This is a genomic window from Haemophilus parainfluenzae (assembly GCF_003252755.1).
Classification (GTDB): Bacteria; Pseudomonadota; Gammaproteobacteria; order Enterobacterales; family Pasteurellaceae; genus Haemophilus_D; species Haemophilus_D parainfluenzae_N.
In genome coordinates this window covers 1-12392 of sequence record NZ_QEPT01000013.1, presented here as the reverse complement: position 1 = coordinate 12392, position 12392 = coordinate 1, and the positions used below count along the sequence as shown (strand labels likewise).

Here is a 12392-nt window from a genome sequence, read left to right as displayed (position 1 = left end):
TTGCGAATTTTATACTTTTTGAGCAAAATTGCGAGTTTTCGATGAGCATTCTAATAAGTACGTTATATTCTCTTGAAAAGGTAAACATTATCATTCACATGCAATTTTGTTTTACGTATAATCTAAGAAACTCTCAAATAGTTTTAGGTCAAGTTTACGCGTTAAGCGGTATTTTATATTGATAAAATATCAGTTAAATGAGGTTTATTATGAAAATCGGTTTTCATTCTGTGTTACTTGGATTAGCGTCATGTATTGGCATTCAACAATCTGTGATAGCGAGTCCTCCTCCGTCTTCTCAACAATCAGTATCTACTGAGTCCGCTGAGGCTTTAAAACAACAATTTTCAATCGCTTTAGCCAAACAAGAAAAGCAACAAGTTTCGATTTTACAGAAAAAACTCACCGCACTTTTTTCTTTACCTCCTCAATTCCTAGATAATCAGATCCAAATAAGCGAAAAAATCCTAACTCGCATTTTTAAAACAGATAAAAATCTCACTCCTAAATTTCTTGATTACTTATACTTTGAGCCGATAAATACTGGCGATGCTAATTTAATTCAGGAAATGAAGAAAAACTTATTGGTGTCTTTTTTAGCGAATGAGCAGGCAAAAATTTATATTCGTCAAACAGATAATTCGGAGCAATTTGTTCAGGCTTTACTAGAAAGGGGAGCCAAACCAGATCAAATTATATTATTGTCTTTGGATGCTAAAGGCATATTTCAAAAAATTATTGAACAGATGCGTCAAGATTTTCCTAATCAAACAACTTTTTCTATTACTGAGAATCGAGTGAGTTTGATAACCCCTTCTTCTGAAATTAAGCCCCGCCTCGCTCTAGCCAATATGATGTTTGCTCGCCAATTTAAAGGGGTGGAGGTTGATGATTTTTCGTATTTAGATCAAGCACGTGAAAATCTTCAACACAATAACTATGCTATTCGTTATAAGACTTTCCAAGCAATGCTTGAAGGCTTAAATTAATCCGTTTACTCACAAGGAGCCATTATGTTTTTATCTAAAAAATCAGTTACCTTTGCAGTTAGTGCGTTAGCAATGCTTTGCTCAGGTGCAGCCTTTGCTAAAGAAGCGCCGCAAGCACATAAAGCTGTGGAGTTAAGTATCTTACATATTAACGACCACCATTCTTATTTGGAACCGCACGAAGCAAGAATTAATCTAAATGGTCAACAAACAAAGGTTGATATTGGCGGTTTTTCTGCTGTGAATGGAAAACTTTATGAGTTACGTAAAAAGTATAAAAATCCATTAGTGCTACATGCTGGTGATGCGATTACCGGTACGCTGTATTTCACACTTTTTGGCGGTTCCGCTGATGCGGCTGTCATGAATGCTGGTAATTTCCATTATTTTACTTTGGGTAACCATGAATTTGACGCGGGTAATGAAGGTTTATTAAAACTACTCGAGCCATTAAAAATTCCAGTACTTTCAGCCAATGTTATTCCTGATAAAAATTCAATTTTATATAACAAATGGAAACCTTACGATATTTTCACTGTGGATGGAGAAAAAATTGCCATTATCGGTTTAGATACCGTGAATAAAACGGTTAATTCATCTTCACCAGGTAAGGATGTGAAGTTCTATGATGAAATTGCTACCGCACAAATTATGGCAAATGCGCTAAAACAACAAGGCATTAATAAAATCATTTTACTTTCACATGCAGGAAGTGAAAAAAATATCGAAATTGCTCAAAAAGTAAATGATATTGATGTGATCGTTACTGGGGATTCACATTATTTATACGGAAATGATGAATTACGTGGTTTAAAACTTCCAGTAATCTATGAATATCCGCTTGAATTTAAAAATCCGAATGGCGAACCGGTATTTGTAATGGAAGGTTGGGCTTATTCTGCTGTTGTGGGTGACTTAGGTGTTAAATTCAGTCCTGAAGGTATTGCGTCTATTACTCGTAAAATTCCTCATGTGTTAATGAGTTCTCATAAACTTCAAGTGAAAAATGCGGAAGGTAAATGGACTGAATTAACAGGCGATGAACGTAAAAAAGCGCTTGATACTTTAAAGTCAATGAAGAGTATTTCACTTGATGATCATGATGCAAAAACAGACATGCTTATTTCAAAATATAAAAGTGAAAAAGATCGTTTAGCACAAGAAATTGTTGGCGTCATCACCGGTTCTGCAATGCCGGGTGGTTCAGCAAATCGTATCCCAAATAAAGCAGGCTCAAATCCAGAAGGTTCTATTGCAACGCGTTTTATTGCAGAAACAATGTATAACGAACTCAAAACAGTGGATTTAACCATTCAAAATGCAGGCGGTGTTCGTGCGGATATTTTACCAGGCAATGTAACCTTTAATGATGCTTATACTTTCTTACCTTTCGGGAATACGTTATATACCTATAAAATGGAAGGTTCGTTAGTGAAACAAGTGCTTGAAGATGCGATGCAATTTGCTTTAGTTGATGGTTCTACAGGGGCATTCCCTTATGGCGCGGGCATTCGTTACGAAGCGAATGAAATACCAAATGCGGAAGGTAAACGTTTAGTCAGCGTGGAAGTATTGAATAAACAAACCCAACAATGGGAACCAATTGATGATAATAAACGTTATCTCGTTGGTACTAATGCTTATGTAGCTAGCGGTAAAGATGGTTACAAAACTTTTGGTAAATTATTTAACGATCCGAAATATGAAGGCGTTGATACTTACTTGCCTGATGCGGAAAGTTTCATTAAATTTATGAAAAAACATCCGCACTTTGAGGCTTACACTTCATCAAATGTGAAATTTAATGCTTCTAGTGATGCGTTACCTAAAAAATAAAAGCTAAAATATATTGAAAATAGCGCGTATTTAACACTCGATTTTATACCTCAGGCAAACCCACTTTATAGACCATCTGGTAAAGGTGGGTTTATTTTTTGTCGTTTTATCTCTTTCTATTACATTTCACTTTAGATTGCCATTCAAGCAGTCAGTTTCGTAGAGTTTTTATCATTACCTCATATTAATAAAGTCTGAATTATAAAAAGCGTAAAAAAGCCCATAGCACAAGGGCATTTTCTTGATATTTTGTGCTTGCTTGCTTGCTTGCTTGCTTGCTTGCATGTGTACTTTCGACGAACCTCTGTAATGGGCATAACTATGTCTATGGTGTTGTTCTGCTTCCGTAAAGTTATGCTCAACCATTTTTGCTAGACGTTTGTAGAGTTTTTCCCTTGCTCCGATGACTTAACTGCATTGGCATTTTGAGTAGTGTAAAAGCGCATTTTGTTCAACAACGTGCCGATATTGTAGAAATGGAAGGAAAAATTTGGCTCAACCTCGCCAATCCTTTAACCTTACTTGGTGTGCATGGTTATGATGAACCTCCACACATAACCGATTGTAAAATTAAAATTTTTATTTCATCTGATTTAGATGATCAGACGTTTGATAAGCTTACTGAAGCTGCATTAAGAAATTGTTTTATCTACAACACATTAAATAAAACGTTTTCTTTTACTGTCTTGTTTGAGCAAGTTTTGTAATTCATTATATCAGTTAAAAATACGACTTAAATTAAACACCATTAATATTTTCCTAATTTGAAACAATTGGTTTTTTTTGATACCATAAATGCACTTTTGGAAACAATCCACTCAAATCCTACTGAGCGTTTCCTTCAAAATCGCACTTCTCCGTGCTGTCATTTGCGATGGTTCCATCGCACTATTTAGGGCTTAAGATCTTGTTTTATTTAATCTGATTTTATTTTTTATTCACTTAATTTTTAAGGGGAAAGCGTTGTCTTTATCTAAATTTATGGAAAAGCAAACGTCGTTCAATCCTTTAGTGATTGGTGCAACGTTATTTTTTGTGGTGTTACTTGTCGCGATGATTTTAATCGCACCTGAACAAACGCAAACTTTATTAAATGCCGCCAAATCAGGCATTTTTGCCAACTTTAGTTGGTTTTACGTCTTAGCATTCTCAGTGTTTTTGGGCTTTTTAGTCATTTTATCAGTCAGTAGCTTAGGTAATATCAAATTGGGTAATGATGAAGAAGAGCCTGAATTCGGTTTTCTCTCTTGGTTGGCAATGTTATTTGCTGCCGGCATGGGTGTAGGGTTGATGTTCTTTGGTGTCGCAGAGCCATTGACGCATTACTTATCTGATATTACCACAGGCAGTGCAGAGCATAAGCAACAAGAAGCCTTGTTACACACCTTATTCCACTGGGGAATTCATGCCTGGGCGGTGTATGGCACGATTGCATTGGCATTGGCTTACTTTGGATTCCGTTACAAATTACCTTTGGCATTACGTTCTTGTTTCTATCCGTTATTGAAAGAGCGTATTAATGGCAAGTTAGGCGATCTTATCGACATTATGGCGTTACTTGCCACCTTATTTGGTGTTATCACGACATTAGGTTTTGGTGCATCACAATTGGGTGCAGGCTTACATCAATTAGGCTGGATTAGTGAAAATAGCTTCAGCTTACAAATGGTTGTGATTGCTGTGGTAATGAGTTTAGCCACATTTTCCGCGATTTCTGGCGTAGGGAAAGGGGTAAAAATCTTAAGTGAGCTGAATTTAACACTAGCTTTCTGTTTGTTGATTTTCGTCTTAGTGGCGGGGCCAACACTTTATTTGTTATCAGCGTTCAGCGACAACATCGGAACCTATCTCAGCAACTTAGTACAATTAAGTTTCAAAACCTATGTTTATGAACAAGAACATACTAGTTGGTTTAGCGGTTGGACAATTCTGTATTGGGCATGGTGGTGTTCTTGGGCGCCATTTGTCGGTTTATTTATTGCTCGTATTTCGAAAGGACGTACAATTCGCGAATTTATTTTCGGCGTGTTGGTGATTCCTAGCATGTTCGGTATCTTGTGGTTTACCGTATTTGGTAATACAGCCATTTGGTTGAATGATGGGGAAGCTGCAGGTACGTTAGGACAAATGATTTCCTCGCCTGAAACGTTGCTCTTTAAATTCTTAGATTATTTACCGCTTTCTAGTGTGACCGGTTTAGTGAGTTTGGTGGTGATTTCTTTATTCTTTATCACCTCGGCAGACTCTGGTATTTATGTATTAAATAACATTGCATCACGCGATAAAAGCCTTGTAGCACCTCGTTGGCAGGCCGTAATGTGGGGTGTATTAATGTCAGTCGTCGCGATTGTTTTAATGCAATCGGGTGGTTTGGCAAACCTGCAGGCCATGACTTTGTTGGTAGCATTACCTTTTGCGATGTTGATGTTGCTGATGTGCTTTAGTTTATGGAAAGGCTTGAGTGCGGATAAAAAATATTTTGATACCAAAGTTAATCCAACCAGTATTTTCTGGACGGGGGATAAATGGAAAGAACGTTTGGAACAAATGATGAACCAAACGCAAGAAAAAGATATTTTACGTTTCCTTAAACATACGGTTCTACCAGCTATGCGTGAATTACGTCAAGAGTTGATTGGCAAATATGACTTAAGCGTACAAATTAACACGTTATTTGATCAAGATGAACCTGCAGTCGAGTTAGTCATTCAGAAAGATTTGATGCGAGACTTTATGTATGGGGTGAAATCTATCGGTCGTGAGGTGTCAGAGCAATTAATTAATGACGATAACTTGCCACATATCCAGCATAGTATGACTTATGAACCATACACTTATTTCTTTGATGGTCGAGTGGGTTATGATGTGCAATATATGGATCAAGATGAATTAATTGCTGATATGTTGAAACATTATGAACGTTACTTAAGTTTGCTAGATGACGTTGGCCAAGAATTGATGGCACACGAGCAAACTGAACTGGCTGAATAATAAGACTAAAGTGCGGTTGAAAATCCTCTAAATTTTTAACCGCACTTTTTATCTTAAAACAAATATGAAGATACAAAATACGTTCAAAGCAAATGTTATTTGGGGCAGTTTAGGTTTAAGCTTAGCGATTATTGCAGCCCTTTTATTTGATACGCAGCAAACGATATCTTATCTTGCTGCGGCGAAAGCATTTATTTTCTCTCAATTTAGCTGGTTTTATATTTTACTGAGTGCATTTTTTCTATTCTTTTTACTCTTCTTGGCATTAGGACGATATGGCGATATTAAACTCGGGAGTGATGAGGAAGAACCAGAGTTTAAATTAGGCTCTTGGATTGCATTACTCTTTACCTCTGGAATTGGTATTGGCATTGTTTTTCTTGGTGTCGCTGAACCGCTTTCACACTTTCTTTCACCAATAGGTGAATATGAGAAAGTTAAAACGGCATTATTTTTTAGTATTTTTCATTGGAGCATCAGTGCTTGGGCTATTTATGGATTGATCGCACTTACGATTGCTTACTTCGGATTTCGCTATAAATTGCCATTTTCTTTACGTTCTTGTTTTTATCCCTTACTGAAAGAAAAGATTAATGGAAGAGTCGGGGATATCATTGATATTCTCGGAATTTGCACTACCTTATTTGGCGTGGTCGCAACTTTAGGTTACAGTGCAATTCGATTAGCTGCAGCGTTCCATTCCATGCATTTATTGGATAACTCACCGTATTTGGTTCCCCTTATTTTGGTGAGTGTTTTTATCATTGCTATTTTAATTTCACTGCAGGGCATAGCTAACGGATTCCGCATTCTTAGTGAGCTTAATCTAGGCGTCACATTTCTCTTTATGCTACTGGTTTTGTTATTCGGTCCGACAATATATTTAATTTCTGCGTTTACAGAAAATATTGGTACCTACTTAAGCGGTTTAATTAGAGTCGGCTTCAAGGCTTATGCCTATGATGTAGAACATCTAGACTGGTTTATGGATTGGACAGTTTTTTACTGGGCATGGTGGTTTTCATGGGCGCCAGGCTTTGGGATTTTTATCGCACGGATTTCTCGTGGACGAACTTTGCGGGAGTTTATTTTCGGCGTATTGATGGTACCAAGTTTATTCTTCGTTTTATGGTTCACGGTATTTGGTAATGGAGCAATTTGGGTGAATGAGCATCTTGCTAAGGGGGCATTAGGTCGAGCTGTAAATGATGTGGGATCACTTCTTTTTGATTTTTTGAGTTATTTACCCTATTCCGGTTTAACTAAAACGTTAGCTTTATTTATTATCACACTCTTTTTTATTGTAACCATTAACTTTGGTATTTATACGCTTAATAATATCGCAATTGAAGACAAAAGCCAGGTTTCACCTCGTTGGCAATCTATGTTTTGGGGTGGTTTATTGTCAGCAGTTACGTTTGTGCTTTACCTTTTTGGCGGTATTGAAATACTACAATCAACGATGTTGTTTTTCTCTTTACCTTTTACTCTGTTGATGTCAGTGATGGCATGGAGTTTGTTGAAAGGTTTACGATTTGAACGTCAATATTATTCCACAGAGGTTTCAGATTTGTGGACAGGTGCAAACTGGCGTAGCCGTTTAAGACAGTTAGTGATTGAACCTAAGCGAGATGATGCCATTTTACATTTAAAAACAACGGCGCTTTTGGCAATGAGAGAGTTGCGCCAGTTACTCATCGGTACCTATGGTCTAAATGTGACATTACAGCAACGTTTTGACGTCGATAATAATCAACTGGTCCTTTCTATTGAAAATGGATTAGCAGAAGATTTTTTTTACCAAATTACCTTGTTTGAGAAGCCTGTATCTGAAACAGCACAAGTTCATCATGCATTAATGGTTTCCACCAATATTCAATTGGAAGGTTATCCTTTGAATATCACAAAGGAAGAGGATTTGATCGTGGACATCTTGCAATGTTATGAGCGATACATGAGAGAACTGGATTTTGTTATTTCATAATTTCTGTTTCATGAGTAAACAGAACTGGCTGAATAATAAGACGAAAGTGCGGTTGAAAATCCTCTAAATTTTTGACCGCACTTTTAAAATTACCTCTTGAGACAAATGCATAAAAAGAGTATATTCAAGCCCAAATTTTCAATTTAATTCTAACGGAGTTTTTCTATGTTTGGTTTATCCCCAGCACAAATGATTATTTTATTAGTCGTAATTTTATTAGTATTCGGTACAAAAAAATTACGCAATGCGGGATCCGATCTTGGCGCAGCAGTAAAAGGCTTTAAAAAAGCGATGTCTGATGACGAGCCGAAAAAAGATGCGGAATTTACTCAAATTAAAGACGGTACAAACACCGCTGAAAAAACTGAAACTGTAAAAGATAAAGAACAGGCATAACCGTGTTTGATATTGGTTTTTCCGAACTTGTTTTGTTGATGCTTGTGGGCTTAGTAGTACTAGGCCCTAAGCGTTTACCTGTGGCTATTCGCACGGTAATGGGCTGGGTGAAAACGATCCGTGGATTGGCAGCTAATGTTCAAAATGAATTAAAACAAGAGCTTAAATTGCAAGAGTTGCAAGATAGTATTAAGAAAGCGGAACAACTTAATCTTAAACAGCTTTCCCCAGATTTAAGTAAAACCGTTGAAGAGCTGAAAGAGCAAGCCCAAAAAATGCGTGCAGAGCTAGAAGAAAAAGCGGCTGCAGCAGGCACAACGGTGGAAGAGCAAATTAAAGAAATTAAAAGTGCAGCTGAAAATCCGGCTGATTCTGCGGAAAAACTTGAGGTAAACTCACAAGAAGCAGAAAAAACAGTTAAAACCGCATCTACAGAACATACAGAGAATGAAACCGCTGAGGTTTTGGAATCTGAAAAAACAGAAGTGGATTTGACCGCACTTGAACCTCATGAACAAGCTGAATTAACTGAGCGTTTATCCGATTACTATTCGCCGGATGATGTGGAGCTACAGCCAGCACCCAAATCTGAAGCGAAGTCCTAGAGAATAATTATGAGCAATATGACGGACGATTCCCAACCGTTAATTACCCATCTTGTTGAACTCAGAAACCGCTTATTACGTTGTGTAATTTGTATTTTAGTGGTTTTTGTGGCGTTGGTTTATTTTTCTAATGATATTTATCATTTTGTCGCCGCACCTTTAACAGCAGTGATGCCAAAGGGCGCGACCATGATTGCGACTAATATCCAAACGCCTTTCTTTACGCCAATTAAATTAACCGCGATTGTTTCGGTGTTTATTTCTGTACCTTATTTGCTTTATCAAATTTGGGCGTTTGTTGCACCAGCACTGTATCAACATGAAAAACGTTTAATTTATCCGTTATTATTTTCCAGTACAGTTTTATTCTATTGCGGTGTAGCGTTTGCTTATTATGTTGTTTTCCCTTTTGTGTTTAGTTTCTTTACGCAAACTGCACCAGAAGGGGTCGCTATCGCAACAGATATCAGCAGTTACCTTGATTTTGCACTCGCATTATTCTTGGCTTTCGGTGTGTGCTTTGAAGTACCCGTTGCCATTATTTTGCTTTGCTGGACAGGTGTCACAACCACGAAAGCATTGGCGGCAAAACGCCCTTATATTATTGTGGGAGCATTCTTTGTTGGTATGATCTTAACGCCACCAGACGTGTTCTCTCAAACTTTACTTGCTGTACCAATGTGTCTTCTCTTTGAATTAGGCTTGTTAGTTGCACGTTTCTATCAACCGAAAGAGGATGAAGAAGAGACAACTGATGAGGAAAGTGCGGTAGAAAATCAGGGTGATTTGAATCACAAAGATTAAGAAAATGGGCGTAGGTGATACGCCCTTTTAACATCATAAAAACAGGAAATATTATTATGACTCAACAAATTTTAGGCGGTTTTCCAACCCGTCGTCTTCGTCGTTTACGTAAACATGATTTTAGTCGCCGTTTAGTGGCAGAAAATACTTTAACCGCGAATGATTTAATTTATCCGGTATTTATCATTGAAGGTGAAAATCATCGTGAACCAGTTCCTTCTATGCCTAAAGTTGAACGTTTAACGATCGATCAGTTATTAATCGAAGCAGGCCTTTTAGTGAAATACGGCGTGCCAGTGATTTCATTATTCCCTGTAGTTGAGCAAGATAAAAAATCTTTAATGGCGGATGAGGCATTTAACCCGAATGGTTTGGTACAGCGTGCAGTGAGAGCATTGAAAGCCGCTTATCCAGAATTAGGTGTATTAACCGATGTCGCACTTGATCCTTATACACTACACGGACAAGACGGGATCATTGATGAAGAAGGCTATGTCTTAAACGATATCACAACAGATATCCTGATTAAACAGGCTGTTTCACACGCTGAAGCGGGTGCTGATATTGTTGCACCGAGTGATATGATGGATGGACGTATTGGTCGTATTCGTCAAGCATTGGAAGAAAATGGTCATATCAATACGCAAATTATGGCGTATTCTGCAAAATATGCGTCTAACTATTATGGTCCATTCCGTGATGCAGTCGGTTCTGCGGGCAATCTGAAAGGTGGCGATAAGAAAACTTACCAACTTGATCCAGCCAATGGTAATGAGGGCTTGCAAGAAGTGGCTCTTGATTTACAAGAAGGGGCAGATATGGTGATGGTGAAACCAGGTATGCCATATTTAGACATGCTATATCGCGTGAAAGACTATTTCGGTGTGCCAACCTTTGCTTATCAAGTTTCTGGTGAATATGCGATGCATATGGCTGCGATTCAAAATGGTTGGTTGAAAGAAAAAGAATGCATCATGGAATCATTGCTTTGCTTTAAACGTGCGGGTGCAGATGGTATTTTGACGTATTTTGCGAAGCAAGTCGCTGAATGGCTTTACTTAGAAGGTAAAAATAAATAAGCACTTTTTAACTTGAAGTGCTAATCCTGGTACTAATTTTAGATATCATCTAATAAAAATGAGAAAATATTAAATGTTTTCTCGTTTTTTATTTTTTCTTCATTTTTTCTATAAAAAAACTATTGCCTAGTTGATTTTTCTATTGTTATATTGATGACACGCCGCAACAAGACGGTGATAAATAAAATAACGTTACACACATCATATTAACTCACTACTAGAAGGAAAATCCTATGTCAGCAGTAGCATCATTAGACGCATTTCTTGAAAAAGTGGCTCAACGTGACGGCCACCAACCTGAATTTTTACAAGCCGTTCGTGAAGTCTTCACGTCTATCTGGCCTTTCTTGGAAGCAAATCCTAAATACCGTTCAGAAGCTTTATTAGAGCGTTTAGTTGAGCCAGAGCGCGCAATCCAATTCCGTGTGGCATGGACTGATGATAAAGGCCAAGTTCAAGTAAACCGAGCTTTCCGTATTCAATTCAATAGCGCAATTGGTCCATACAAAGGCGGAATGCGTTTCCATCCATCTGTTAACTTATCGATTTTAAAATTCTTAGGCTTTGAACAGATCTTTAAAAATGCCTTAACAACATTGCCAATGGGCGGTGCGAAAGGCGGTTCAGATTTTGATCCTAAAGGAAAATCAGATGCAGAAGTCATGCGTTTTTGCCAAGCGTTAATGGCTGAACTTTATCGTCATGTTGGTCCGGATACCGATGTGCCGGCAGGTGATATTGGCGTAGGTGGTCGAGAAGTCGGCTATCTTGCAGGCTATATGAAAAAATTATCAAATCAAGCAGCCTGTGTGTTTACTGGTCGCGGTCTTTCATTCGGAGGAAGCCTAATTCGCCCTGAAGCGACGGGTTATGGTTTAGTGTATTTCGCACAAGCAATGCTTGCTGAAAAAGGGGATTGTTTCCAAGGTAAAACCGTTTTAGTTTCCGGTTCGGGTAACGTGGCTCAATATGCCATTGAAAAAGCTATGGCGCTCGGTGCGAAAGTGGTGACTTGTTCTGACTCAGCAGGTTATGTGTATTTGCCAGAAGGTTTTGACCGTGAAAAATTAGCTGCGTTATTGGAACTCAAAAACGTAAAACGTGGTCGCGTGAAAGAATTTGCGGAACAGTTTGGTTTACAATATATCGCGGGTAAACGCCCTTGGGAAGTGAAAGCTGATATCGCTCTTCCTTGTGCAACCCAAAACGAATTAGAGATTTCAGACGCTAAAGCCTTAATTGCAAATGGCGTGAAATTAGTTGCTGAAGGTGCAAACATGCCAACAACCATCGAAGCAACAGAGGCATTCTTAGAGGCAGGAGTATTATTTGGCCCAGGTAAAGCGGCTAATGCAGGTGGTGTTGCGACATCAGGTTTAGAAATGGCGCAAAGTTCACAACGTTTATACTGGACAGCTGAAGAGGTGGATAGACAGCTTCATCGCATCATGTTAGATATTCATGCAAACTGTAAAAAATACGGTTCAGCAGAAGGCCAAGCAAACATTAACTACGTAGTTGGCGCAAACGTAGCAGGCTTTGTAAAAGTAGCCGATGCAATGTTGGCTCAAGGGGTTTATTAATCCAATAAATTAATGAAAAATTGACCGCACTTTGTGATGAAGTGCGGTCATTTTTTATGGTGAATTTCTCAAGTAGAAATAGGCTATTGGCTTGCTTTTTTGCTCAAAAAGTGTAAAATCTTCAG

10 protein-coding genes are annotated in these 12392 nt (G+C 38.1%); all 10 read left to right on the top strand.

Annotated elements, in window-relative coordinates:
• The first annotated feature begins 209 nt into the window (after window positions 1–209).
• Window positions 210–989: an amidohydrolase family protein gene (locus DPV95_RS10180; protein WP_005645774.1), complete on the top strand. Its 780-nt coding sequence runs from the start codon at window positions 210–212 to the stop codon at window positions 987–989.
• A gap of 24 nt (window positions 990–1013) precedes the next feature.
• Window positions 1014–2825 carry an NAD nucleotidase gene (gene nadN / locus DPV95_RS10175; RefSeq protein ID WP_049357781.1) on the top strand — a complete coding sequence of 604 codons (1812 nt, stop codon included), beginning with the start codon at window positions 1014–1016 and terminating at the stop codon, window positions 2823–2825.
• 425 nt (window positions 2826–3250) lie between these two features.
• Window positions 3251–3532 carry an OsmC family protein gene (locus DPV95_RS10170; RefSeq protein WP_230845737.1) on the top strand — a complete coding sequence of 94 codons (282 nt, stop codon included), beginning with the start codon at window positions 3251–3253 and terminating at the stop codon, window positions 3530–3532.
• Window positions 3533–3788: 256 nt separating this feature from the next.
• Window positions 3789–5816, top strand: a complete 2028-nt coding sequence (locus DPV95_RS10165; RefSeq protein ID WP_049367364.1) for a BCCT family transporter — start codon at window positions 3789–3791, stop codon at window positions 5814–5816.
• 64 nt (window positions 5817–5880) lie between these two features.
• Entirely contained in the window at window positions 5881–7800 is a 1920-nt protein-coding gene (locus DPV95_RS10160) for a BCCT family transporter (protein ID WP_049367363.1), read from the top strand.
• Between the two features lie 165 nt (window positions 7801–7965).
• The gene (locus DPV95_RS10155; protein ID WP_005697873.1) at window positions 7966–8196 is read left to right on the top strand and encodes a twin-arginine translocase TatA/TatE family subunit; all 231 of its coding nucleotides are present in this window, start codon (window positions 7966–7968) and stop codon (window positions 8194–8196) included.
• A gap of 2 nt (window positions 8197–8198) precedes the next feature.
• Window positions 8199–8801: a Sec-independent protein translocase protein TatB gene (gene tatB, locus DPV95_RS10150; protein ID WP_049367362.1), complete on the top strand. Its 603-nt coding sequence runs from the start codon at window positions 8199–8201 to the stop codon at window positions 8799–8801.
• A gap of 9 nt (window positions 8802–8810) precedes the next feature.
• Complete coding sequence (tatC, locus tag DPV95_RS10145; RefSeq protein WP_049367361.1) at window positions 8811–9605, top strand: twin-arginine translocase subunit TatC; 795 nt, start codon at window positions 8811–8813, stop codon at window positions 9603–9605.
• Between the two features lie 56 nt (window positions 9606–9661).
• The gene (hemB, locus tag DPV95_RS10140; protein WP_049367360.1) at window positions 9662–10684 is read left to right on the top strand and encodes a porphobilinogen synthase; all 1023 of its coding nucleotides are present in this window, start codon (window positions 9662–9664) and stop codon (window positions 10682–10684) included.
• 233 nt (window positions 10685–10917) lie between these two features.
• A complete protein-coding gene (gdhA, locus tag DPV95_RS10135; RefSeq protein ID WP_049367359.1) occupies window positions 10918–12267 on the top strand; it encodes an NADP-specific glutamate dehydrogenase in 1350 nt (449 codons plus the stop codon).
• Window positions 12268–12392: the final 125 nt, after the last annotated feature.